At 44.1% G+C, this 25,638-nt stretch carries 16 protein-coding genes; 2 read left to right on the top strand and 14 right to left on the bottom strand.

What is annotated here, in order from left to right:
* The first annotated feature begins 7 nt into the window (after window positions 1-7).
* Complete coding sequence (locus BIZ39_RS04675) at window positions 8-1,639, top strand: cryptochrome/deoxyribodipyrimidine photo-lyase family protein (RefSeq protein ID WP_187446472.1); 1,632 nt, start codon at window positions 8-10, stop codon at window positions 1,637-1,639.
* 5 nt (window positions 1,640-1,644) lie between these two features.
* On the opposite strand, the gene BIZ39_RS04670 is transcribed toward BIZ39_RS04675, so the two are convergent.
* Window positions 1,645-1,932 carry a hypothetical protein gene (locus BIZ39_RS04670; protein ID WP_014976601.1) on the bottom strand — a complete coding sequence of 96 codons (288 nt, stop codon included), beginning with the start codon at window positions 1,930-1,932 and terminating at the stop codon, window positions 1,645-1,647.
* Window positions 1,933-2,140: 208 nt separating this feature from the next.
* Here BIZ39_RS04670 and fabA point away from each other — a divergent pair, with 208 nt between their 5' ends.
* Window positions 2,141-2,659 (top strand): bifunctional 3-hydroxydecanoyl-ACP dehydratase/trans-2-decenoyl-ACP isomerase, encoded by a 519-nt coding sequence (fabA, locus tag BIZ39_RS04665; protein WP_014949559.1) that lies wholly within the window; start codon window positions 2,141-2,143, stop codon window positions 2,657-2,659.
* Window positions 2,660-2,760: 101 nt separating this feature from the next.
* On the opposite strand, the gene rmf is transcribed toward fabA, so the two are convergent.
* The 13 genes from rmf to pepN all read right to left on the bottom strand — a co-directional run bounded on the left by rmf (window position 2,761) and on the right by pepN (window position 25,620).
* Window positions 2,761-2,937, bottom strand: a complete 177-nt coding sequence (gene rmf, locus BIZ39_RS04660; RefSeq protein ID WP_014949558.1) for a ribosome modulation factor — start codon at window positions 2,935-2,937, stop codon at window positions 2,761-2,763.
* 302 nt (window positions 2,938-3,239) lie between these two features.
* Window positions 3,240-4,997 (bottom strand): DUF3466 family protein, encoded by a 1,758-nt coding sequence (locus tag BIZ39_RS04655; protein ID WP_061095051.1) that lies wholly within the window; start codon window positions 4,995-4,997, stop codon window positions 3,240-3,242.
* A gap of 12 nt (window positions 4,998-5,009) precedes the next feature.
* Window positions 5,010-6,950 carry an ABC transporter ATP-binding protein gene (locus BIZ39_RS04650; RefSeq protein ID WP_187446471.1) on the bottom strand — a complete coding sequence of 647 codons (1,941 nt, stop codon included), beginning with the start codon at window positions 6,948-6,950 and terminating at the stop codon, window positions 5,010-5,012.
* On the bottom strand, window positions 6,947-7,180 hold the full coding sequence (locus BIZ39_RS04645) for a glutaredoxin family protein (protein WP_014949555.1): 234 nt from the start codon (window positions 7,178-7,180) through the stop codon (window positions 6,947-6,949). The genes BIZ39_RS04650 and BIZ39_RS04645 overlap by 4 nt, the downstream gene beginning before the upstream one ends.
* Complete coding sequence (rlmKL, locus tag BIZ39_RS04640; RefSeq protein WP_187446470.1) at window positions 7,177-9,273, bottom strand: bifunctional 23S rRNA (guanine(2069)-N(7))-methyltransferase RlmK/23S rRNA (guanine(2445)-N(2))-methyltransferase RlmL; 2,097 nt, start codon at window positions 9,271-9,273, stop codon at window positions 7,177-7,179. Before rlmKL ends, BIZ39_RS04645 begins: the two co-directional genes overlap by 4 nt.
* Before the next feature lie 67 nt (window positions 9,274-9,340).
* On the bottom strand, window positions 9,341-10,348 hold the full coding sequence (gene pyrD, locus BIZ39_RS04635; RefSeq protein WP_187446469.1) for a quinone-dependent dihydroorotate dehydrogenase: 1,008 nt from the start codon (window positions 10,346-10,348) through the stop codon (window positions 9,341-9,343).
* Between the two features lie 166 nt (window positions 10,349-10,514).
* Window positions 10,515-15,353: an NAD-glutamate dehydrogenase gene (locus BIZ39_RS04630; protein WP_039227703.1), complete on the bottom strand. Its 4,839-nt coding sequence runs from the start codon at window positions 15,351-15,353 to the stop codon at window positions 10,515-10,517.
* A gap of 196 nt (window positions 15,354-15,549) precedes the next feature.
* Entirely contained in the window at window positions 15,550-17,868 is a 2,319-nt protein-coding gene (locus BIZ39_RS04625) for an efflux RND transporter permease subunit (protein ID WP_187446468.1), read from the bottom strand.
* A 15-nt stretch (window positions 17,869-17,883) separates the two neighbouring features.
* Entirely contained in the window at window positions 17,884-18,930 is a 1,047-nt protein-coding gene (locus BIZ39_RS04620; RefSeq protein WP_061095044.1) for a WD40/YVTN/BNR-like repeat-containing protein, read from the bottom strand.
* A 79-nt stretch (window positions 18,931-19,009) separates the two neighbouring features.
* The gene (locus BIZ39_RS04615; protein WP_061095043.1) at window positions 19,010-20,377 is read right to left on the bottom strand and encodes a DUF1329 domain-containing protein; all 1,368 of its coding nucleotides are present in this window, start codon (window positions 20,375-20,377) and stop codon (window positions 19,010-19,012) included.
* Window positions 20,378-20,388: 11 nt separating this feature from the next.
* Window positions 20,389-22,449, bottom strand: a complete 2,061-nt coding sequence (locus BIZ39_RS04610) for a DUF1302 domain-containing protein (RefSeq protein ID WP_187446467.1) — start codon at window positions 22,447-22,449, stop codon at window positions 20,389-20,391.
* A 332-nt stretch (window positions 22,450-22,781) separates the two neighbouring features.
* The gene (locus tag BIZ39_RS04605; RefSeq protein WP_014949547.1) at window positions 22,782-23,024 is read right to left on the bottom strand and encodes a DUF2835 family protein; all 243 of its coding nucleotides are present in this window, start codon (window positions 23,022-23,024) and stop codon (window positions 22,782-22,784) included.
* Entirely contained in the window at window positions 23,011-25,620 is a 2,610-nt protein-coding gene (gene pepN, locus BIZ39_RS04600; protein ID WP_187446466.1) for an aminopeptidase N, read from the bottom strand. Before pepN ends, BIZ39_RS04605 begins: the two co-directional genes overlap by 14 nt.
* Between the last annotated feature and the right edge of the window lie 18 nt (window positions 25,621-25,638).

Below are 25,638 nucleotides of genomic sequence, written 5' to 3'. Positions count from 1 at the left end.
TCGTCGTATGGTTCCAGTACATTCTAAACAATCGGTCACTGTCATATGGTTTAAACGTGACCTTCGTCTTCGAGACCACGAGCCTCTCTACCGTGCAGTTGAAAAAAACGAAAACATTCTTCCGCTTTTTTGTTGGGAGCCTTCCCTTATAGCCGACCCGCATATGGACATGCGTCATTGGCAATTTATCCAGCAAAGTATCGACGACATTAACGCCCAGTTGCCTTCAGGCGCCCGTTTACTGACCTTACACTGTGAAGTTATTGATGCGCTCGAACTTATTGCCCAGCACTACGCCATTTCAGCAGTTAGGAGTTACCAAGAAATAGGGTTGAGCGTTACGCATAACCGTGACATTTTAGTAAGTAACTATTTGAAGAAAAAGAAAATAAACCATATTGAGTCCCAGTATGGCGCAGTGATGCGTGGTTTGCCTCACCGTGAGCAATGGCAGCAAAACTGGGATCGTCACTTTACAACGAAAACCTATGATATTGATATAAATAGCGTTAATTGGGTCGACTGGGCCCAGCATAACAACATCAACACTGCTTGCAAAAATTTAGATGAGCTTGGTCTGTTTGATTGTCATATTACTAATCAAACCGGCACTCATTGTAGCGAGAAAGCGAATTATTATCGGCAGGATGTTTTAGACAAGTTAAAAAAATTAAACAAGATGCAGCCAGGCGGTGAAAGGCGTGCTTGGCAAGTATTAAAAGATTTTTTCGATGCTAGAGGACAATACTACCATCAACATATTTCTAAGCCGGAATATGCAAGACGGGCATGTTCTCGTTTAAGTCCCTACTTGGCATGGGGCAATCTATCAATTAAGCAAGTTTACCAAAGCGTCCAACATCAAAAGCAGACGAAAAAGTTACTGCCGAATTCTGATAGAAAACAATGGAGTCGCTCCCTAGCCGCTTTAACGTCTCGGTTACATTGGCACTGCCATTTTATTCAAAAATTTGAGAGCGAACACAGTATTGAATGGCGACCAATGAATAGTGGATACGAAAACTTTCCGTTTATAGATGGTCCAGAAGCCGAGCGTCGCTTTTACCTTTGGACAATGGGATTGACCGGCTATCCGTTGGTAGATGCCTGCATGCGAGCACTTAAGTATACCGGGTACTTAAACTTTCGAATGCGCGCCATGGTAACCAGTTTTCTGTGTCATCACCTAAATGTACACTGGCTAAAGGCAGCGCATTATTTGGCAACACAGTTCTTAGATTTTGAGCCAGGTATTCATTACCCCCAAATACAGATGCAGGCTAGCGTAACCGGCATTCACACCGTGCGGTTATACAACCCTGCAACACAATCTTCAAAATTAGATCCTGAAGGTGTATTTATCAAAAAGTGGGTGCCAGAACTTGCTAAATTACCCAGTGAAGCTGTTCACGCCCCTCACTTATTGCCGCCCCTAGAAGCGCAAATGTTAGATTTTGACGTTGAACGCGACTACGTTGAACCGCTCGTTGATATAACAGAGAATAATCGCATCACGGCAAAACGCTTATGGGACTATCGCGAGCGAGATGATGTGGTTAAAGAAGCGCATCGCATTGTTAAACGCCACACCATGCAAAATAGTCCGAGTCGTGCATGGCTGAAAACAAAAATTAAATAAACCGGCTAACGGTTATTTTTGCGAAGCCATTCATTCAGTAGTTTAATTTGTCCACATTTGTAAGCTGCGTACATAAGCCGCATGGCATTTGACATAGCTTCACTGTCAGTCCAGCCAGTTTTGTCGCGTATTTCGTCATAACATGCCTTTGCTTCAGGGCTAACATAGCCTCTTACAAGTTTCTTACCTGCGTCTTTTTGCCTTTCTCTGAATCTTCGTTGTTTATCAGCGTTGGCTTTAGCTCTATCTGCGGCACTCTTTTTAATGCTTTTTTTCGTTGTTTGTTCTGTCATAGTTTTCACACAATGTTACGTTACTGTAGAGCTTGTATTTAGAAGTAGTACAAAAATCACACGTGTAGAACGATGTTTGTACAAGCCAAAGTTGCTAAACCTATATTAGCATGCGTTTTTCTTCAGAAAAATGACTGTTCAGAGTTGTTTGGCGTACAACTGTTCGCTAAATTAGCAGCGTCACTTTAATAACAGCAACGAGTTGGGAATGTCAGAGAAGAAAAATAGTTTTAACAAAGAAGATTTATTGGCGTGTAGCCGTGGTGAAATGTTTGGCCCAGGTAACAGTCAACTTCCCGCACCTAACATGTTAATGATGGATCGCGTAGTTTCAATTACAGAAGATGGCGGTGAACATGGGAAAGGCGAAATTATCGCTGAATTAGATATTACCCCCGATTTATGGTTTTTTGATTGTCACTTCCCAGGTGATCCGGTAATGCCGGGATGCCTAGGCCTAGACGCGATGTGGCAGTTAGTTGGTTTCTTCTTAGGTTGGAGCGGCGGCCCTGGTAAAGGCCGAGCTTTAGGTGTAGGTGAAGTTAAATTTACCGGTCAAATCCTTCCAACCGCTAAGAAGGTAACGTATAAGATCACGATGAAGCGCGTGATAAAGCGTAAACTTTTCATGGGTATGGCAGATGGTTCAGTAGAAGTTGATGGCCGTGAGATTTACGTAGCGAAAGATTTGAAAGTTGGCTTGTTCCAAGATACCTCAAACTTCTAAACTGCCTTTATAGAGCTATAAGGTCAATTAACGTTGACCAACAAAAAAGCCCCTTTTCAGGGGCTTTCCTTTTTGCATAATCAGTTCATAAAAGAGAAGTGTTATTTAACACTTAAACCTAAGTGTCTGTCTTCTACTGCCTCGCGCCATCCACCTAACCACTGTGAACGTGCATCGTTTTGCTGAAATGGACAATTTTCCTTTGAACGACCGCTAATGCCAGCTTGATAGCCTTTCGAATGGGCGCGTGTCAGTTTATCTCTTTTTTGTCTTTTCATTGATTAGCCTCTTTTGTTTGTTGAAAGTACAACAAATCATTTTCTCGAGCGCTCTACATCATTTCGGTTGATAGTGCCGGAAAAGTGATTGCGTACAATACTGTGATAGTGCAATTAACTAAATGGTTCAAGAAAAATAAAAAATAAAAGGGCTTGACAAAATTTAAATAAATGAAGTTTCTATGAAATTTATGTTACATTTTTTATGCATAAATATGTCTTTTTTTACGTTTTTTAGGCATAAAAAAAGCCACGCATAGGTGGCTCTTTTAATATTGATTACATATTGTCCAAAGGGTCAGCTATTTCTTTATACGTCTACGCATAAATACTGCAGCAAATAGACCAAAAAATGCGAGTAAACCTGTTGCAGCTCCTTTTCGCTCATAGGGCTGTTCGTCCTCAGGAATTTCACATTCATCTATGGAACCATTCGATAATGGAGACAGTTTAACCGCCACTACGGAGTCGATTTCTTCTGTTTCACCGTCTGAATTAATTATATCGTTACCCGTTACATACTTGTTCGTAGCTTTAATTCTCGCATTCGCAATGATCTCATTATCATCGTTGATATCTACTGCTTCAATTAGCTCATATGGGTTATCACAAGAAACTAAATCATTTAAGTTAGTAAACTCTTCAGTATCAATGTTGTACATAAATGCCGCTGTATCGCGAAGCGTATCACTCGTTGCATCCACGTCTGCCTTACCCACTACGATATTATTATTGTTAATGGCATTCGCAGTCACACCAGCACTCACGAAGAAGCCATCAGGGTAATGCTGTTCTTGGGTATCAAGGTTGTATACAAACAAACGAGAGCGTGCGATATCGCTTTGTGAACGAAGCACTGCACCCGTCACCCAATTTTCATCATTAATTGCGATAGCCTGGCTAATGATATTTTCTTCGCGTGGAAGAAGTTCAATGGTTTCACCGTCTCTGAAAACCGTTGCAACTCGTTCACTTTCAGTCCTGCCTGATGTATTTGGGCGCGTTATCGTAATGCGATCTCCAGTAAGGCCTTCACCGACTGCGATACCTTGGTTATTTATGTCATAGGCATACGTGAAATAGTGGCGTGTATCGTCTTCATCAGGTTCAAATAATAACGGGTAGGTATCGGTGCTGATTACATCGCCATTGACATCGATCTGCCAAATGGTAGCGTTAACCTCAGACAGCAATACGAAGCTCGGTAAGTAATTTGTAGATGAATTAATGAAGTAGCTAGAAATACGTGGAACAGCAAAATCGCCATTATAAATAGTAAACAGGCAGCGACCTTCAGATGTGTCACCACGAGACTCATCGTCTGTACACGTTTCAACAGCATCGGCAACATCATCGCGGAAACTAACAGTACTGAAACCTGCAACCTGTAAGTTTGCGTTTATTGCTCGAGCTGAAGAGAACCCTCCTACAGTGTCATCAACAGCTGGAAGTACTTTAGTCTCTCCAGATGCTTGAACAAAGGCTTGTTGTGCTGACTCTGGATACGTGTAGTTTAATGTATCGCCATCTTCGTTCTCATATGGGTCTAGAACAACCAGTCCCGAAGAATCACCGACAATAAAGTTACCGTTCAAGCTGTCACGACCAGTCGATTCAACAGATCGCGTATAGTCATCAAATTTGTCTGTAACTTCATCAAGACCTGGTACTAATGATATATCTTGAGTGTCGGTTGCATAGGTTCTATACGACGCTAGCTTCTGTCCCGTTGTAAGATTTGGGTTCGATAGAAGATAGTTTACTACCGTGGTGTAGTCTATGTCTGTAAAAACACCCTGGCGTGCGTCATCTTCGTTTTCTAGACTCTCACCGAACTGGTCAAAAAAAGTCGTGTCTTCTTCAAGCTGCTCTGCGTCGATTGGTGGATTGAACTCCAGTTGAACGACAGACAACATTTTGCCTGAGTTATCAATCGAACGAGCAAAATTGTTTCTAGCGGTATCCTGTAAAGGAAGAGGCGTCACTGAATAGGTCGCGGCGAATGCCGAAACACTTCCTGTTGCCAACAGAACGGCGGCGGCAAGCTGAGTTCGTTTCATTTAAAATCCTATTTACTGCTGATTATCTTCCAGCATACTTTCTAGTTCATCCCAGCGCGCATATTTCTGGGAAAGTAATTCTTCTTTATCTGCCAACTCGGCTAACGCCTTGGCAGTAATGTCACTGTCTTGTTTGAAAAAGTCCGGGTCGTTCACTTTTTCTTGCATAGCCTCAAGCTCTTCCTCAAGTGTTTCTAGTTCTTTCGGTAAGGACTCAAGTTCACGCTGGTCTTTGTATGATAGCTTTTTCGTCTTACGGGGAGAAGACTTAGCACTAGGACTGTCTGAAGCTGAATTAGTTTCATTCTTTACCTTGGCTTTTTCTTCCTTTTCGATTTGCTGACGTTTTTCCTGTTGCTCTTTATACCAGTTTTCTACGTCAGTGAAACCCCCAATAAATTCGCGAAGCATTCCATTACCCTCGAATACCACGCTACTATTTGCTACGTTATCAACAAATTCCCTATCGTGACTGACTAAAAGCACGGTGCCGGTATATTCGTTGAGTAAGGTTTCGAGCATTTCCAAGGTTTCAACGTCTAAGTCATTGGTAGGCTCATCCAGCACCAAAACGTTGCTCGGTTTAAGCATCAGTTTTGCTAGCATCAGGCGGTTTTTTTCTCCACCTGATAGCGACTTAACCGGTGCATTAACGCGTTCAGGCGTAAACAAGTAATCTTGTAAATAGCTGATCACATGGCGTGGGTGGCCATTTACCATCAGATCGCGTTTACCGTCGCCTACCGCGTCTATCACAGACTTTTCTAAATCCAGCCCGTGGCGGTGCTGGTCAAAGTAAGCAACTTCAAGGTTAGTGCCTTGTTTGCAGTTGCCGCTATCGGGCTGGAGTTCGCCGAGTAGAAGCTTGATAAGCGTACTTTTACCGCTACCATTAGGACCAATGAGAGCAAGCTTGTCACCACGCAAAACATTCAGGTTTAACCCTTCAACAATAGGCTTGCCTTCAATGCTATAGCTTAAGTCTTTTACTTCAAACACCATCTTTCCAGAGCGCGCGCCCTGGTGTTGATGGACTACCGCATTGCCCTGAACCGCTCTTCTCGCTTTACGCTCCTCGCGTAGTTTTTTCAGCGCTCTTACTCGGCCTTCGTTGCGGGTACGGCGGGCTTTGATGCCCTGACGAATCCATACCTCTTCTTGCGCTAGTTTTTTATCAAACTCAGCGTTTTGTGAAGCTTCAACCTCTAAATCGTGCTGCTTCTTTTCTAAATAAGTTTCGTAGTTACCCGGATAGCTCGTAACCGAGCCGCGGTCAAGGTCAATGATTCGCGTAGCCATGGCACGTATAAATGCACGGTCGTGGCTTACAAACACAATTGCGCCTTGGTAATTACTCAAGCTGGATTCAAGCCAGCGGATCATTTCAATATCAAGGTGGTTAGTTGGTTCGTCTAACAGGAGCAAATCCGGCTGTCGAACAAGCGCACGAGCTAGCGCTGCTTTTCTGCGCCATCCCCCAGAAAGAGTAGATAGCGATATCTCAGGGTCTAGCTTTAGCATGGTTAGCGTCTGTTCAATTTGCTGTTCAAACTGCCACGCGTCTCTGGCTTCTAACTGTTCTTGTAGTCGCTGTAATTTATTTAAATTCGATTCGCTTGGATCTTCACCAACGATACGGGTTTGATGAAAGTAGGCTTTCAGTGTTTCACCTACGTCAGATAAGCCTTCGGCAACATAGTCAAAAAGCGTCACATCGGTAGTTTGGGGCGGGTCCTGCTCTAGGCGCGCAATGACCGTATTATTTTCAATTATACGCTGCCCATCGTCGGCAATAATATCGCCAGCGATAACTTTCATTAGCGTTGATTTACCACTACCGTTGCGACCTACTAGGCAAACGCGCTCTTTAGGCTGTACAACCAGTTCGACACCGTCTAACAGCGGCGGATTTCCATAAATAACAGTGATGTTTTTTAACTGCAAAATGCTCACTGAAGAAACTCCTCTAAATCGGCGGTATTAAAAGGCCAGCCAATTTCTTTTTCGTTATCTGCCCGTTTCAAAACGGGGATCCTTGCACCGTACAAATGATAAAGCTCAGTGCTAGTGCGAATGTTAACCTTCTCTATATTAAGCGATGAAAACATAGACGTTTGTTGAAGCTCAACATCGGCTAAGTCGCACAGGCTACATTGCGGCCCGGTGTAAAAATAAATTTTCATGAGCCTAGCACCCAGCACTGATGGATGTTGCCTTTACGTGCAAAATCTTCTGGAATAGTGTCTTTGGTTATATTCTCCACTGACAATCCAAGATTGTTAATGGCGGTTTCATCTAACTTAAAGCCACGCTTATTGTTAGAGAATATAATAATCCCCTGCTCTTTTAGACACGCTTTAGCGTCGGTAAGCATTTTTACGTGGTCGCGCTGTACATCCCACGTGCTTTGCATCCGCTTTGAGTTAGAAAACGACGGTGGGTCAATAAAAATTAAGTCGTATTTCCCTTTATGGGTACCTAACCATGTTGTGCAATCCGCTTGAATAAAAGCATGTGGGCCAGTAAGTTTATTCAGTGCTACGTTTTTCTTTGCCCATTCTAAATAGGTGTTAGACATATCCACAGTAGTAACAGATTTCGCACCACCCATAGCTGCGAAAACAGACACACTTCCCGTATATGAAAACAAGTTAAGAACGTCTTTACCTTGGGACAACGCCTGCACTTTTTGGCGGGTATTACGGTGATCTAAGAAAAGGCCTGTGTCCAAGTAGTCAGTAAGGTTAACCAGGAAACGAGCGCCATTTTCAAACACTTCCATCATGTCGCCAGTCTGATTAATTTTCTCGTACTGTTTTGTACCTTTTTGTTGGCTACGCACTTTAAGCGCTATCTGTTTTGGTGAAACACCTGTTACTGCTGGCAAATGAAGCAAGACTTCTTGCAAACGTTTTCGTGCCTTGTCTTCAGAAACCGTTTTTGGCGGCGCGTATTCTTGAACGACCAGCCAGTCACCATATCTATCTACTGCAACGTTATAATCTGGCAGGTCAGCATCGTATATGCGGTAACAGTTAGTGTTAGCGCTCTTTATCCAACCTTTCATGCGTTTGAGGTTTTTCTTCAAACGATTAGCAAACTCGTGGTTGCTAGCGTCCTCGCTAAACTGTACCGTGTTTTGTTCATCAAGCACATAGTTGGCTAAGCGACATTCCAGCTTACCGTTATTCATGGCATAGTCTTTAGTGGCACGTAGCTTGAGCACGCGCAGCAAATCACGATTACTGCTAAGCAGTGACACATGCCATCCTTTCCACGCTTCTTTAAAGCGCTTACCCCAGTCACTAAATAATGGTATTAGCGAGGTTAGTTCGCCCAAACGCTCACCGTAAGGAGGGTTAGACACAACGTAGCCTGGAGTACTTACCGGCGGCGACGATTTCGTTGCGTCTTGTTGTGAAAAGGAAATATCGTTAAACACACCAGCGAAGTCGGCGTTGGCTTTCGCAATGGCTACCATTTTACTGCTGAAGTCACCTGCGTAAATGCCGCCGCAGCTTGGCTTTTGCGCGGAAATAGCATGTTCGACTAGCTCATCCCACACTTTCGCTTCATGGCCAAGCCATTTAGTGAAGCCCCAAAAAACTCGCTTAATACCTGGTGCAATGTTACGGGCAATGTAAGCCGCTTCTATGGCGATAGTGCCTGAACCGCACATGAGGTCTACTAATGGCGCGTCGGTATTCTCTGTCCATCCACTACGCATTAGCATTGCGCTTGCGATATGCTCTTTAAGCGGCGCGTCGCCCGTTTCTTGTCGGTATGCGCGTTGGTGCAAGCTGGCGCCAGCTAGGTCTATGCCTAAAATCACATTATCACGATGCAGCCTTGCATATACAGAGATATCAGGGGTTTTACGCTCTACTGATGGGCGCGGTAAGCCCTGCTCTACGAACGAATCGACTATGGCGTCTTTTACACGAACCGCACCAAATTGGGTGTTTTTTATGGCAAAGTTTGTGCCGATAAACTGTACAGATAAGGTATGACGTGAATCCATCTGCATTTGCCAGTCAATACCCATAGCCGTATTATACAGTGCATCTGCGTCACCTGCTTTTCCTGATGCAAGCACCCAAATTACGCGGTTGGCTAAGCGTGACCATAAGCAAAGTTTATACGCATCTTCCTTTGAGCCTTCAAACTGAATAGTGCCAGGCCCTTGCTTAACTTGCGCATCAGGGCAAAGGCGTAGCACTTCTTGTTTTAATAGTTCGTCAAGACCGCGACTGGTCGTAACCAGAATAGTATTCATTCATGTACCTGTTTTTGATGTACGTGCTTAAGAAAAAGCACGTACACGAGAGATTGGTTTGGGTATATTATAACGCGTTTACGATGCGTTTAACGAGCGATGGGCCTTGATAAATAAAAGCCGAGTAGACCTGCACCAGTGATGCGCCAGCGTCCAAGCGTGCTTGTGCCGCTTCGGGTGAGTCAATACCACCAACGCCAATAATAGGAATAGCGCGGTCAAGTGCTTTGTTTAGCTTGCGTGTTACTTCTAAGCTCATATCTGTCATAACCGAGCCACTTAAACCGCCCATTTCCTCAGCGTGCTGTAATCCGGCAACGGCATCACGTGAAAGTGTCGTATTAGTAGCAATTACACCATCCATTTTGCTATTAATTAGCGAAGCAGCAATACTGTCAATTTCCACATCGCTCAAATCTGGCGCTATTTTAATGAACAGCGGCACATATTTACCGTGGGTTTGCGTTAGCGTTTCCTGTGCTGCTTTTAGGCCAACTAACAGCTTATCGAGCGCTTCACCGTATTGGAGGTTTCTTAGGCCAGGTGTGTTCGGTGACGAAATGTTAATAGTGACGTAGCTTGCGTAAGGATAAACTTTGTTTAAACAAATCAGGTAATCGTCGAGCGCATTCGCTTCTTCGGTATCTTTATTTTTACCAATATTAATACCAATAGGCCCTTTAAACTGAGCCTTTTTCACCTGTTCTACAAGATGATCAACACCTTTATTATTAAATCCCATGCGATTAATAATGGCGTGCTTTTCCGGAATTCTGAATAAACGAGGTTTTGGGTTTCCTGGCTGCGGACGAGGCGTTACCGTGCCTATCTCAACAAAACCAAATCCCATGCTCGCAAATGCGTCAATACAATCGCCGTTCTTATCAAGCCCGGCGGCAAGTCCTACCGGATTATCGAAGGTCATGCCTGCAACGGTAACGGGCTTTTTTATCGTCGGTGTGCTGTACATCCATTTCAGCGGTGTATGTTGGGTCTTGTTTAACCAGTTAATGGTGAAATTGTGACTTTTTTCAGGTTCACACTGAAGCAAGAATTTTTGCACTAGAGATTGCATGGTTATTATTACCGCTCGCTAATTAAGGGCCTGTTGATCATCAAGGTATATTGCGCTTGTATAAGGTTTGCTTTTACAAACGATGCTGCAAAAATGTACAGCAATGTTCAATCGGCCAATAAAAAGCCCTGATAAACAGGGCTTAATTCATTAAGGTGCGTGTATTCTAATGGTTAGACTTCACGCTTAAAAGCATCAATTCACGTAAAGCGACAGAAAATTTCGCAAATTCGTGCGTTGTACTGGTCTTAAACTCAGACATCATGTGATACCAGCGCTTAAGTAGGACCTGATTGCTTTCAATCCACTCATCAAGAATTTGATCTGCACTACTTACGTCTTCGCGAGAAGCTAAAAGATTTGCTGCAATGGAACGCTGCTGCCAATCTAACTCTTCACGATACGAGGCGCGAGCTAACGCTTGCCAGTGGTTGCTTACCGCCTGGTTGTTTATCTGATCTAAGAACCAGTGAAGTTCTAAACGAGAACCTAGCTGATAGTAAAGCTTAGCGACTACATCGGTATCGTGCTTATCTGCTTCAACGATTTGAGCAAGGTCAAAGCTAGAGAACATGTTAGAGAAGCTTGCAACCTGATAAGCGATGTCTTCTGGTACACCCTTATCAATGTATTTCTGCGTAGCGTTTTCAAGCTGAGTAAATTCGCTTTTAACCAAGTAGTTTTGCAGGTTCTTCGATAAAATATCGAAGGTACCACGGTAGCTCGCGATGGCTTCTTCAATGGATTGCGTCTTATTACCGTGGCGAATATACCAGCGCGAAGCGCGACGCATAATTCTACGTGCTTCATCTAACATTTTAAGCTGTAGCTGAGCTGGAATAACGTTATCCAGTTGTTCGATGCGCTCCCACAGCGTCTTCATGTTAAAGATACCGTGAACAATTGCGTATGCGTCAGCAATTTCGCTCACACTTGCCCCAGTTTCTTCCTGCATTCTAAACACGAAGTTAAGGCCCATGTCGTTAACCATGTTATTGGTTAACTTAGTCGCAATAATTTCGCTTCTAAGCGGATGCTGTTGCATGTGTGTTGCGAATTTTTCGCGGAGCACTTTAGGGAAGGCTTCTACTAACAACTTACCGTGGTAAGGATTGTCAGTGATTTCCGGAATATTAAGCGCATCTTTAAGTACCATTTTGCCGTACGCAATCAATACGCTTAACTCTGGGCGAGTTAAACCTTGATCCGTGGCTACGCGATCAGAAATCTCATCGTCACTTGGAATAAATTCCAATTCACGGTTTAGCTGACCTTCACGCTCAAGACCGTGGATAAAGCGAAGCTGTTCTTTAAGTTGCTTAACGCCAGCTAACTCAGTAATAGAGATAGACTGAGTTTGACGGTAGCAGTCTTTCAGTACAATTCGACTTACATCGTCGGTCATATCGTAGAGCAACTTATTACGCTGTTTAAGCGTAAGTTCACCGTCGTTAACTAGGCTGTTAAGCAAGATTTTGATGTTTACTTCGTTATCCGAGCAATCAACCCCACCTACGTTATCGATGAAGTCAGTGTTAACTCGGCCACCGTTAGACGCATATTCAATACGACCTAACTGCGTTAGACCTAAGTTACCGCCCTCGCCCACAATTTTAGCTTGTACGTCACGACCATTGACGCGTAAGTCATCATTAGCACGGTCACCTACGTCTGAGTGAGATTCTTTCTTGCTCTTAATATACGTACCGATTCCACCGTTCCACAGTAGGTCGACTGGCATTTTCAATATATTGTGAATTAGCTCATTAGGCGTCATCGTTAGCTGACGCGTACCTAACCACTTTTTCATTTCAGGTGTAAGCTTGATAGATTTAGACGCGCGGCTAAATACGCCACCGCCTTTTGAAATCAGCTTACTGTCATAGTCTTCCCAGCTTAGGCTTGGGTTCTCAAACAGGCGTTGACGCTCTTTATAACTTGCTGCTGCATCTGGGCTTGGATCGAAGAAAATATGTAAATGGTTAAACGCAGCGATTAGTCGCGTATGCTCTGATAGCAACATACCGTTACCGAATACGTCACCTGCCATGTCGCCCACACCAACAGCGGTAAAGTCAGTGGTCTGACAGTCGATACCAATTTCTCTGAAATGACGTTTAACCGACTCCCATCCGCCGCGTGCAGTAATACCCATTTTCTTATGGTCGTATCCAATACTACCGCCAGATGCAAATGCATCGCCCAGCCAAAACCCAAACTCTTCTGCAATACCGTTTGCGATATCAGAGAACGTGGCAGTGCCTTTATCTGCAGCAACAACCAAATAAGGGTCGTCATCATCAAGGCGAACAACATCCTTAGGGGGAACAATTTCACCATTTACAATGTTGTCAGTAATATCTAACAAGCTGGTGATGAAAGTGCGATAGCATGCTTGGCCTTCAGCCTGAATAGCTGCGCGACCTTCGCCTACAGGTAGGTTCTTACAAACGAAACCACCTTTTGCACCAACCGGCACGATCACCGTGTTTTTAACTTGTTGCGCTTTTACTAGGCCGAGTACTTCTGTTCTGAAGTCTTCTTGTCTATCAGACCAACGAAGACCGCCGCGGGCAACTTTGCCGCCACGCAGGTGCACACCTTCAACGCGAGGACTGTAAACAAAAATTTCAAACTTAGGCAGTGGTAATGGCATGTCAGGAATGAGTTCAGGCATCATCTTAAATGATACATATGATTTTTCATTGCCGGCATCGTCTGCCTGATAGAAGTTTGTACGTAACGTTGCAGACATCATATCCAGATAACGACGAATAATTCGGTCATCATCCAAGTTGCTAACGTTATCTAACTGTTCCTTAATAGTCTCAAGAATACCTTCCTCTTTTTTCTCATTGCGCTTTTTCTTAGGATTAAAACGCTGGTCGAAAAAGTCTACGAGTAAACGAGCAATGTCTGGATAGTTAGCTAGTGTGTTTGCGATGTAGTCACGGCTGAAAGAACTGCCGGTCTGGCGCATGTATTTAGCATAAGCACGGAGTACCGTAACTTTACGGCCAGTCATATTCGCGCCAAGGATAAGGCGGTTAAACGCGTCGTCTTCTAGTGTCTTGTACCACACTTTGGCGAAGGCATCTTGAAAGAGAATCTGGGCGTTTTCCATGTCAAAGTGCTGACCACTTTTATGTAACATGGTGAAGTCCATGACCCAGTTACGTTCACCTTCTGAACACGTGACTTTATAAGGACTTTCATCGATTACGCGTAACCCAAAATTCTCAAGCATCGGTAACACGTCAGACAAATGGATAGGCTCGGCACGGTGGAAAAGCTTAAGCTTAACTACCTGGCTGTCAGCGTCTTCTTCTTGTGGACGATAGAACAACATATCCAGTGTGTGGTTGTCGTCTAACATCTCTAGTTTGCCAATATCTACAAGCGCTGCTGACGGTAGGTTATGCTCCATATAGCTGCGAGAGAAAGCATTGTTGTATTTGCGTTCCAACGCTTTACCCGAAGCCTCACCGTGTGCCGCTGAAATAGCTGACGCGAGTCTGTCATTCCAGGTTTTGGTCAACTCAATAATGTTTTGCTCTATTTCCTTCACATCGAATTCCGCGTTGTTGTCGTTGACTCTAGCAATGTAATGCGTACGGGCATATACAGACTCTGAGAAGAACGTAGTAAATTCCACTTCTTCAGTTGCGCCCAATGACGCTTTAAGTAGCGCTTGGGTTTCTTTGCGTAACTGGGTGTTATAGCGCTCTCTTGGAACAAACACCATGCACGAGAAAAAGCGGCCAAAAATGTCTTTTCGAATGAATAAACGTGAAATTCCACGCTCTTGCATTTGAAAAATACCCATCACAATTTGCGCTAGCTCTTCTGCTGGCGTTTGTAGCAACTCATCTCGTGGGTAGGTTTCTATAATATTTGCAAACGCTTTGTATGCGTGAGTTCCGGGCTCGAAACCAGATAGCTCACAAATACGTTTGATTTTTTCACGTAAAATCGGAAGCTGAGTTACGCTGTTGTTATAGAAAGAGGCAGAATACAAACCTAAAAAGCGGTGCTCACCAACAACTTGACCTTCTTTGTTAAACACCTTCACGCCTACATAGTCCATATATGCAGGACGGTGTACTCGCGCGCGTGAATTTGTTTTGGTCAGAATCAATGGGTTTTTGCTAAGCGCTTCCGCACGGGCCGACGCAGGCAAGCGAGACAACAAACGCTCACGGTCGTTTACTGAGTTTTTAAGCAAACCTAAACTGGTGTCGTTTTGAGGGATCCATCTATGGTCCCCTTCAATGGCTTTAACGTCATAATAACGGTAACCCATCATTGTGAAGTTGTGATCGCCTAACCATTCTAAGTAAGCTTTAGTTTGCTTTTTGGCTTCTGCAGATACAGGCCAGTTAAATTTACCATTGTTTTTAATTACGTCTTGCAAGGTATTTGTCATGCCTTGCCAGTCTTGAACTGCCAGAGAAACTTCATCAACGACAGAGTGCAGTTCTTGTGTTAGAGCATCGATATCTTTTTTCGATGTTTGTCTATCGATTTCGATAAAGATGACCGTTTCTTTTTTCGCACCTTCAAGCGATTGACCTGGCTCAGCAAACGCTTCAACTTTGTTCGCTTTGTCGCGCTTAATGCCAATTGGGCTGTGAAGGAATAAATGTGCGGTGATGTTCAAACGATTTAGCAACATGCGCACCGAGTCAACCAAGAATGGCATATCCGACACAATAATCTCAACAATTGTGTGGCTTGAGTGCCAGCCGTGTTTGGCAATTTCCGGGTTAAATACGCGTATGTATGGCGACGTATGTTCAAACTTCGCCAAGCCATTCCATAAACTAAGTGTTGCACCATAAAGGTCGCTGTCGTTGCGATTTTCTAGGTCATCGCTTGAAATATTTTTATACAACAGACGTCCGAATTGCTGCACAAGAGACTTCTGCTTGGTATCTACTTTTTTGTCGATAAGTGCAAATACATTGTCTAGCAGTACTGAGTGTCGCTGTGAGGTGACTGTCATTTGTTAACCTTTTTTGAATGTCGTAATACCAATCCAGCTTGGTATAAGTGCCGAGTACCTAACTATTTTCTCTAATAAATGACGCTAATGAAAGCCCATTTTTAACCTTATATTAACAGCATAGATAAGTATGCAGAAAACACCCAAAAAAAAGGGCCTAAAGGCCCTTTTTAATGCTTAGCTATGCAAAAATATTTTATGCATCAGGGTCATTCTTGTTCCACCATAGGAATCTTGCTAGTGCAGGCAGTACAATTATTGCTCCAAGCATGTTCACGACGAACATAAATGTAAGCAAAATGCCCATATCCATTTGGAACTTAAGCGAAGAGAACACCCATGTGCTCACACCTATTGCCAGCGTAATACCGGTAAATAGCACAGCACTTCCACGTTCTTTTAAGGCAGCGAAATACGCTTCTTGAACGGTAGCGCCTTTCTTCAGCATCAAGCTCTTGGTAGAGAGTATATAAATACCATAGTCCACACCTATACCCACGCCAAGTGCGATAACTGGTAATGTAGAAACGGTGAGGCCAATTTGAAGGTATGTCATTAAGGCTTGCGCCAGTACAGACACCACATACAGCGGAATAACAACAACTAACGTAGCACGCACCGAGCGGAAGCTAATTAGACACAACGCAATAACGGCGCCAAATACATAAAGCATCATAGGGTCTTGCGCTGCACTCACCGCTTCATTAGTTGCGGCCATCACGCCGACAGGACCAGAAGCAAGACTGAACTTCATATCATCGGTTTGATATTCATCGCGATACGCTTTTACCGCTTCAACGACACGAGAGATCGTTTCTGCTTTGTGGTCTTCCATAAACAGAATAATCGGCATGACCGAGCAGTCGCCATTGAGTAAACCTGATGATGTTGGAACACGAGAAATAGCTTGAACTAAGGTTTGCTGGTTGCGCGGAATGACTTGCCACTTGACGTTACCTTCGTTGTAACCTGCATTTACAATTTTCGCTACCGAGGCCAACGATACTGCCGATTGAACACCTTGTACGTTTTCCATTTTCCACTGGAAGTCATCCATGGCCTTCATCACGCTATGCGATGTACATGCCTCTGGCGTAGTTTCTACCAAAATGGAAATGTAATCGACCGTAACTTCGTACTTGTCGGTAATAAGGAAAGTGTCTTGGTTGTATCGCGACGTCTCATGAAGTGCAGGTGCACCCGCGTGCAAGTCCCCTATCTTCATATTCTGAGCTTGGAAATGACCAAACACGAATAGGATAGCCGTAACGATAAGAATTATTGCCGCAGGCTTTTTACGTGAACAAGCTGCGATGACTTCCCAGAATTTCGAATTAGCGTTTTCTTTACCCGCGAATTTTTCGACATATTTCTGGTCAAGTTTTAAGAAGCTCATCAGCACAGGCAGCAGCAACAAGTTGGTAAGAATGATTACCGCTACACCCATACTTGCCGTAATCGCCAACTCGCGAATAATGCCGATATCGATTACCAATAACGTCATAAAGCCAACCGTATCAGATAACAGTGCAATTCCGCCTGGAACCAACAAGTTTCTGAATGCCGCCATAGATGCCCGTTTAGCACCAATACCGGTTACTGCTTGTTTTTCTACCGCGTTTATCATTTGTACGCCGTGGCTCACACCAATGGCAAATACTAAAAATGGTACCAGTATTGACATAGGGTCCATACCAAAGCCAATAGAAGTAAGCAGGCCTAGCTGCCAGATAACGGCAATGATTGAGCATACTAATGGCAATAACGTAAGCATGATGCTGCGCGAGAAGAAATACACCATTACGGCCGTAATCGCGATAGCAATGGCGAAAAAGATCAACACGTCTTTTGCACCGTCGGCCACATCGCCAATCATTTTCGCAAAGCCAATTATATGAATAGACGTATTTTCGTTTTCATATTGACCGCGAAGCTGCTCTTCAAGCTCTGCTGCTAGCGCCAATGTATTGAGAGGCTCGCCAGTTTGCGGGTCAATATCGAGCAATTGTGCTGTTACCATTGCGCAGCTGTAATCACTGGATACTTGTCTTCCGACGATGTTTGCCTTTTCTACGTTAGCTGCCACCAACTCTAATGCTTCTGGGCTCGCAGAATTAAAGTCGGCAGGAATGACTGGCCCGCCTGCAAAGCCGCCTTCCACAATTTCAGTAAAGCGGGTTGAAGGAGAGAAAAGCGAAATAACTAACGAACGGTTCACCCCATTAATAAAGAAGAGTTGGTCGTGAACATTCTTTAAGGTATCGAAGAAGTTTTGATTGTAGATGTTATCGTTTTTATCACACACAGAAACTAATATATTGTTAGCGCCACCAAAATCTTGGCGGTGCTCAATGTACGTTTTCATGTATTCGTGATTTAGCGGTATGTTCTTTTCAAAACCTGCGTCTAAGCGCATTTGTGAAGCTTGGTAACCAAGGAAAACTGTGGCTATAGCAAACAAGGCTACGACAATTTTACGGTTTCCGAATACTAATTTTTCAAGAAAATGGGTCATTGTTTTTATACTGCCCTATTTTAAATTCAACGTTTTAATGCCATTCGCAGTAACGGCAATATTCTTACCATTGAACTGTGTTGCATTAAGAAGCGCGGCTTTGTCTTTAATTTGTGAAACGACAATGCCTTCATCAGCTTCGCAATCTGAAAGGTTTGCATAGGGGTCTCGCATACTGGTGGGCAAAGGTCGCTGTGCGCTTACCATCATCCCGTTGTTACCCAAAGCATAAACCTTCGATTCAGAACCAATTAGAATTGAATTTAGTGTGCTGGTTGAGCAAGTTTGTACGTATTCCCACCCACCTTCGTTTCTGTTAACAAATATATTTCCGCGAAGGCCAACCGCTAGAACGGTATTTTCATCAAGCGGCTTAATATCGAAAAACGATCCTGTATAGTCGACGTAATACCGTTCCCACGATTCTCCCATATTGGTACTTTTGGCTAGCAGACCGGCTTCGCCTGCTAGGTAAAGCGTATCACCATCAAGGGTAATTCTGTTTAAGTGGGGTAAAATAGATTCAAGTTCTTGCTGATAGAAGTCTTCATCTTCTTTTCGAATATCTTCAAGGTATTCTTGATCCATTGGGTCAAGCAGACTGGCATGACGTTCTGCCGTCCACGTTTTTCCACCGTCTAAGGTTCGATAGAACAAGCCATAGGCACCTGTAGCAATCCCCTGCTTTTCGTTGAAGAATAAAACGTCTAGAAATGGGCGCTGAAGGTCAGGTTGGAAATTTTGTATTTCCCACGTCTCGCCTTTATCTGAAGAATGAAGAATGACAGCGTCGTGGCCCACTGCCCAAATATTGTCGCCTACAACAGTTGTCGCTGTAAGCGTTGATTGTGTTGGTACGGCTTTTTGAGTAAATGCCTCACCATCCTCTGAAACTAACACGTGACCGCGTTCACCGACAATAACGACAAATGTATCAGCGTCTATGTCCAAAAGAACCGATTGCTCAACCAATGGTGCCATGAATGCTTCTTCGGCGATTGCAGTTGTAGAGTAATTAACTGCGAAAGTGGCGGCAATGCACGCTGCAATGGTTTTTTTCATAATTAACCATTCCCCCTATTTATAATTGTCTGCATACAAAAACGGCTGGCAATTGCCAACCGTTTGTTGTGTAAGGCGATTAGCGCATACCTTCTCGTCGTAACGCCTGAGGCGTAAATTCCACATCTCGTGGGCGTACGGTGAAGTCGTACATCTCTTCTTCGTTATCGAGGCCAATGGCCAGGTAACGACGTGAGTTCAAGTCATGGTACACATCCAGCGTAGACCACTGGGTAGGTACTTCATAATAGTTCACCCCATACGCTACACCAACACGATAAAGTTCGCCACGATTATCATACATATCAGCAACTTGAACTTGCCAGCTATCTTCATCAATGAAGAATACGCGCTTTTGATAAATATGACGGAAACCGTCTTTCAATGTGGCTTCTACTTCCCAAACGCGGTGTTTTTCCCAACGTGTTAGGTCTGGATTAACGTGGTTTGGCTTTAAGATGTCATCGTACTTCGCATTATCTGAATGAAGTGCATAGTTGTTGTATGCAACGAACATTTCTTTCTTACCCACTAACTTCCAGTTGTAACGGTTTGGTGAGCCGTTAAACATATCAAAGTCATCGGTAGTACGAAGGCCATCAGCTGCAGTTCCAGGTGTATCATAAGCAATGTTTGGCGCTAGACGTACACGGCGTTGACCCGTGTTGTAGGTCCATGCTTTACGCGGCTCTTTTACTTGGTCAACTGTTTCATGTACAAGCAGTGCTGTACCCGCCAAACGAGCTGGCTTTGTTACTTTTTGTTTAAACATGAAAAGGACGTTTTCGTCAGTAAGCTTTTCTGGTGTAGCACCTTCTTCTGCGTACTTAATTAATAACTGCTCGTCAAAACCGATTACGTTGTAATCACCGCCAGTTGTTACTGCAGCTTGACCTCCATTACGCTGAACCGCTTCACCACGATAGCGAAGTATATGGTTCCAAATTGCTTCAAGACCATTTTGTGGAATTGGGAACGGAATACCGAGAACAGCCCCTTTAATTCCGTTACCGCCGTCTAATAGCTCAGCGCTAGTTGCATTTACCTTAGTTGCATCGTAGATAAACTGTGGATTAGACGCAGAACGACGCGTTGGGTAAACCGGCATTCGAAAGGTTTCAGGGTAAGCTTCGAAAAGCTTTTTCTGACCTTCAGATAGAAAGTCCGCGTATTCTTTGTAGTTTTGTGCCGTGATTTCAAATAGCACTTTATCTTCAGGGTACGGGTCTGGATGGTGATCACCCACTGTGTAGCCCGCTGGTGCTGAAGTAATACCGCCAGTCCACGCTGGGATACTGCCGTCAGCATTACCCGCTTTTTCTGCGCCAAGCGGCGTAAGTTCGTTACCTAATTTGTTTGCGTCTGCTTCAGACACTTTAGCCATAGCGCTTGCACCAGATAAAGCCAGTGACAAGGCAGCTGCAATAATTCCTACTTTTCTAATCATAAAAACCACTCTTAGATTGCGTATTTGATGTTAAATGAAATGAAGTCTCTGTCAGATAGCGCATTAGTTGTACCAATGCCGCCCCAGAACGCACTGTAAGACGCCGTTGCAGACCATTTATTTAAATAGTCGAACGTGAAAGAAAGTGCAGCAGACTTAACATCTTCTGTGAAAAGGAATAATGGATCTGGCGTAGTACCCTCAACGTCATGAGAGAAAGTACCGCGAACGCGAAGGTTCATACCAGCAAATATTGAGTTGTAATCAGCAACCGCCAATAAGCGATAGCCCCACGCGTCGTCTGTCGCAAATGGGTTAGTTTCAGGGCCGTCTGAAAGACCTTGATGTAAGCCTTCACGTGAGTTTCCGTTAATTGGTTCAAGTGACGGTGTGCGAGCAGTACCCGGTGCGTTCAAACGAATTACGTCTGGGTCTGGCATATCAACAACGTTTACATAACCTACTTCACCTAGAAGCACGAAATTGTCAGAGCCAAATTTAGGACCAAATACGTGTGAGGCAGTAAACTGCATTTGCCATGTATCAGAGAATAGATAACCTTCCGCTGTCTCGCCTGGTCCTACTGCACGACCAATGTTGTTGAGCTGGGAGATACCCGCTAAGTCTGGACGTAGCCCCGCATTTGCCAATTGCTCTGGCATCCCCATATACAGCAATTCAACATCATCGATTTGAAGCGGCTCATCCACGCGATAGGCAAATTCACCCGCAAGAGCCGTAGTACCGATATTAGTGTTAAAGCTCATACCATAGAGTTTGATATCTTCTGGGTAGAAGAACTCTGACTGTGTAAATGCACCCAGTTCAGTGATGTTGTCGCGAGTAACGGTATTAGATGCTAGGAACGCGAGATCTGCGCCAATACCTTCAGCAGTAAAGTCTGATGTCTTACCTGAAATAAGCGGGCGTTGGCTGTGGTAATTGATGTGATAGAAACTAAACTCTGTTTCATTCAAATTCTCGGCAAACCACGTCAAGCGTAAACCGTATTGACCCTGATCGTCGGCGTCGTTGTGCGCTGCGTCAGAAAAACCGCGAATAGCCACTTTGGTTGGATAAGCAAGGTAGGCTTGCGAAATGTCCTCTGGATTAGCGCCAGAGCGAAGTAAATCACCGTATCCGTTTAACGCAGTGAGAAGGTGATCTAAGTCGATGTCTGGGTTACCACTGAAACCAAGCTGGACGTTTTGGCGTTGACCGCCCTCACCTGCAAAGTCGTTGCCCGCGAAGTAGCTGCCAGAAACAGGAAGCCAGCTGCGCTGCCATTCGTACTGGTAATAACCAGAAATACTCACTGTGTCAGTCAAACCTAAAGACGCGTACACCATCCCTACTGGCAAGAATACTTCTTTAAGTTCTGCACCTGGAGCACGAGCGCGTGTTACATCAACAGGGTTCGTTGTATTAATACCGTGCTGGATGAATGTACTTTCACCCCAACTGATCACCTGACGGCCTACACGAAGCGTAAGTGGTTTGTCGCCAATCCACCAATCGCCATAGAAGAATGCGTCGTAAAGACGTACATCGGTACACAGTAGGTCCTCTGCTTCAGGATCTTGACATAAGTCGTATTGGTTACCCGTTATTGGGTTAGAGTATGGACGGTCGCCGTCCATTTGCTCAAAATCATAGAACCAAAAGCCACGAGCAAAAAATCCGTAATCACCGAAATTGATATCCAGTTCGTGCGAGCCTGATACTTGTGTAGCAAACGCATCACCTGGATCGTGAGCAAGGTTACCAAGATCACCATTCGTTGAGTAGCCGCCATCTGCTAAACCCCACACGTCGCCACTTGGGTATAAAGGATTGAAAGCTGCGTGATAACCGCTCCAGTCGAATTGAGGATGGTTACTGTTACCTATAAGGTCGTAATCTCTTGCCTCTGTTCGAATACTTGTAGCTAATGTAAATGTTGAATCTAAAGAAATACTGACATCACCCACTTGCCAATTCGCAGCGTGTGCTGGTACTGCAGCAGCACCTAGCAGTGAGAGAACTCCCGCTGCTACCGGTGATATCTTAAAAGCGCTAGGCCCGTTTTTCATATTTTTATACTCCCAAGTCGACGCGAATGATTGCGTGACATCATGACCAACCATACGATTAACAAAATCATTACATCATTTTGCCAGAACCGCAAGAACTAATCCTACCAGTTAACAATTTTTACAACATTAACCGTATCAAATAGTTATTGCTTTATTGTGAGTATAAAAGGCATTTATAAACTTGCAGGAAAAATGTACAGAAATATTGCGAAACTGTTGCGTTAAGTATTTTGGAACGCTCAATGACAAAAGAAAACGCATAAGTGTTACGTATGGGAGTGGTGAAAGCTCGTATACAAGAGAGTAACTCGTCGCGTACAAAAAAGGCTCTATGCGAGCCTTTCAAAGGATTTTATTTTTTTGTTGGCATCAATAATCATCCTAAAACGACCTTTAATACCATCAGACGTAACAAATTGCCTGAGCCGGTTGGTCGGTACTTGGACGCTAAGGCCTGATTCACTGACCATGACCACATCTGGCATAGATGGAATATAAAGCACCTCACATTGCTTGTAAGGTGCATTTATTGAAAAGTAAAAAACCGAGTCAGTTTGGCTAATGCTTGTCATAAGCAAGGCTTTTACTTACTTTCTCAAACAAATCTTTACTTAAACCTTTGTGATTAAGCAAACGGCCAAGCTGTTGCTTCATATGAACCTGATGCTCGCTTGCAAAGCCCTGCCATTGCGTCAGTGGCGTTACAATACGGGCGGCAACCTGTGGGTTGACCGCATCGAGCTTAAGTAAGTAGTCGGTTACAAATTTATATCCACTGCCATCGAGTGCATGAAACCTTTCGCTGTTATAGAAAGCGAAGCTACCAATAACAGAACGAACACGGTTCGGGTTACTCATTGCGAACTGAGGGTGCTCACATAACATTGTGATAGTCGCAAAGATATCGTCTCGATTTTGTGTAGCGTGGAGTGCGAACCATTTGTCCAAAACAAGCGGGTCATGATTCCACGATTCCTCAAACTGAGCCATCAAACTGTCGAAAGTGGTGGCGCTACAGTGTTGTGCGCTTCTCAACGCGCCTAGCGTATCTGTCATATTATCAGCGGTATCAAACTGAGAAACCACAATATGCTCGTGTTGGGGTAACCGCGCTAAGTGTGCAAGCACGACATTTTTGCAGCGACGTTGATTCACCGCTTCTTGCGTGTAGCAATACGCGCTTTTCTCGATATTTTCGAAGACTTGTTTTAGCTCTTTTTCGAGTGCGCGAGCAAACTGGTCGCAGAACGCTTTTCTCGCTTTCGAAAGTGCGGAAACGTTTATGTTACTTCGGCTTTGGCACAGTGTCTCAAACGAAGGTATGACTAAACATTCACTCAGCAATTCAAGGTTGTTCTGCTCTTGGGCAATCGCTTGCTTGATACCGTTCCAGATTTCATTACTGATACCAGACCCAGGCGATTCCTCTAATTGCTTCACACAGCGGTCATACAACGTTTGCATTGCATCCCAACGATTAAATGGATCCTTCGCATGCTTAAATATAGTAAGTAAAGACTCTGTCCCCAATGGGTTTTCTACTTTCGCTGGCGCTGAGAAGTTACCCAATACTACAGGTGTTAAATTAGTAGTTTTGGCTTCTACAGTAAAACGCATAGCATCATCTTTTAAAATGACCATGCCGTTTTGAATTAACGACTCGTTGTCTGTATAGCTTTTCCCCTCATCATCAATAATCTCGATATTTACAGGAATATATAGAGGAAGCTTTTCTTTCTGATCGGAGGTTGCAGGTGTGTGCTGTGACAATGTAAAGCTATGCTTAACAATGCCATCATCATCGACCTCAGTGCTGTGTGCGACAGAAATCACTGGCGTACCAGATTGACTATACCAGCGGGTAAACTGGGTTAAATCTAAATCAGTAGCAGACTGCATTGCTGAAATGAAGTCATCACAGGTGACAGCCTGACCGTCGTGTCTTCTAAAGTACTCGTCCATACCACGTCTGAATCCGTCAGGCCCCAATAATGTGTGGAACATGCGAATAACTTCAGCGCCTTTGTCATAAACCGTCACCGTGTAGAAGTTGTTCATTTCAATGACTTCTTCTGGACGAATTGGATGACTCATTGCACTCGCATCTTCTGCAAACTGGTGTTCTCGCATAACACGAACGTGCTTTATACGATTACTTAACGCCGAAGTCATATCAGCGCTGAACTGTTGGTCTCTAAATACAGTAAGCCCCTCTTTAAGGCTTAGCTGGAACCAATCGCGACAAGTAACCCGGTTGCCGGTCCAGTTGTGGAAGTACTCGTGCGCGATAACCGACTCAACATTAAAAAAGTCATCGTCGGTGGCACTTTTTTGATCGGCTAATACAAACTTACTGTTAAATACATTTAAGCCCTTGTTTTCCATCGCTCCCATATTGAAGAAATCGACGGCAACAATCATGTAGATATCTAAGTCGTACTCTAACCCGAACACATCTTCGTCCCACTTCATCGCCCGTTTGAGAGATTCTAATGCGAAAATGCCTTGAGACTTTTTGCCTTTATCAACATAAAGTTCTAGCGCAACCTCTTTACCGCTAGTGGTGGTGTAGCTATCGGTAAGTAAATCGAAGTCACCGGCAACTAGAGCAAAAAGGTAGCAAGGTTTTGGATGTGGATCGTGCCATTTAACAAAATGCGTATTTTCGTCAACCTCGCCCTTGTCCACTGGGTTGCCATTGGCCAAAAGCATCGGTACTGATTTGTCGGCAACTACCGTCACTGTGTAGACCGACAAAACATCCGGGCGGTCCATGAAGTACGTAATGCGACGAAACCCTTCCGCTTCACACTGCGTACAATAGGCACCACCTGATAAATACAAGCCTTCCAGCGCTTTGTTGTGCTCAGGGGCAATGGTATTGGTAATTTCTAAGACGAACTCATCAAGTTCAGTAACCACGCTTAAGGCGCTATCTGTTACCGTGTATTCATTATCAGATAGGTGCGTACCGTTAATAGAAATAGAATCTAGCGATAAATTATCGCCATCTAGTACTAATGGACTATCGTGCGCGCCATTACGAGTGACGGACAACGTGCTGATAACTTTGGTTTTCGTTGGGTGTAGCGTTATATGTAGGTCAACTGTCGCTATTGAAAAAGCGGGCGGCTGGTAATCCGCCCGGCGTTTAGCTTGAACTGACATAGATCCTCCTGGAAGAAA

Origin of the sequence: Alteromonas sp. BZK5, assembly GCF_014349115.1 — a bacterium.
GTDB lineage: Bacteria > Pseudomonadota > Gammaproteobacteria > Enterobacterales > Alteromonadaceae > Alteromonas > Alteromonas macleodii.
This window is presented reverse-complemented; position numbering and strand designations above follow the sequence as displayed.

Bases quoted from the DNA above. Each gene is read 5' to 3' on its own strand.
- BIZ39_RS04675 (WP_187446472.1), top strand. From the start codon at position 8: ATGGTTCCAGTACATTCTAAACAATCGGTCACTGTCATATGGTTTAAA.
- BIZ39_RS04670 (WP_014976601.1), bottom strand. From the start codon at position 1,932: ATGACAGAACAAACAACGAAAAAAAGCATTAAAAAGAGTGCCGCAGAT.
- fabA (WP_014949559.1), top strand. From the start codon at position 2,141: ATGTCAGAGAAGAAAAATAGTTTTAACAAAGAAGATTTATTGGCGTGT.
- rmf (WP_014949558.1), bottom strand. From the start codon at position 2,937: ATGAAAAGACAAAAAAGAGATAAACTGACACGCGCCCATTCGAAAGGC.
- BIZ39_RS04655 (WP_061095051.1), bottom strand. From the start codon at position 4,997: ATGAAACGAACTCAGCTTGCCGCCGCCGTTCTGTTGGCAACAGGAAGT.
- BIZ39_RS04645 (WP_014949555.1), bottom strand. From the start codon at position 7,180: ATGAAAATTTATTTTTACACCGGGCCGCAATGTAGCCTGTGCGACTTA.
- rlmKL (WP_187446470.1), bottom strand. From the start codon at position 9,273: ATGAATACTATTCTGGTTACGACCAGTCGCGGTCTTGACGAACTATTA.
- pyrD (WP_187446469.1), bottom strand. From the start codon at position 10,348: ATGCAATCTCTAGTGCAAAAATTCTTGCTTCAGTGTGAACCTGAAAAA.
- BIZ39_RS04630 (WP_039227703.1), bottom strand. From the start codon at position 15,353: ATGACAGTCACCTCACAGCGACACTCAGTACTGCTAGACAATGTATTT.
- BIZ39_RS04625 (WP_187446468.1), bottom strand. From the start codon at position 17,868: ATGACCCATTTTCTTGAAAAATTAGTATTCGGAAACCGTAAAATTGTC.
- BIZ39_RS04620 (WP_061095044.1), bottom strand. From the start codon at position 18,930: ATGAAAAAAACCATTGCAGCGTGCATTGCCGCCACTTTCGCAGTTAAT.
- BIZ39_RS04615 (WP_061095043.1), bottom strand. From the start codon at position 20,377: ATGATTAGAAAAGTAGGAATTATTGCAGCTGCCTTGTCACTGGCTTTA.
- BIZ39_RS04610 (WP_187446467.1), bottom strand. From the start codon at position 22,449: ATGAAAAACGGGCCTAGCGCTTTTAAGATATCACCGGTAGCAGCGGGA.
- BIZ39_RS04605 (WP_014949547.1), bottom strand. From the start codon at position 23,024: ATGACAAGCATTAGCCAAACTGACTCGGTTTTTTACTTTTCAATAAAT.
- pepN (WP_187446466.1), bottom strand. From the start codon at position 25,620: ATGTCAGTTCAAGCTAAACGCCGGGCGGATTACCAGCCGCCCGCTTTT.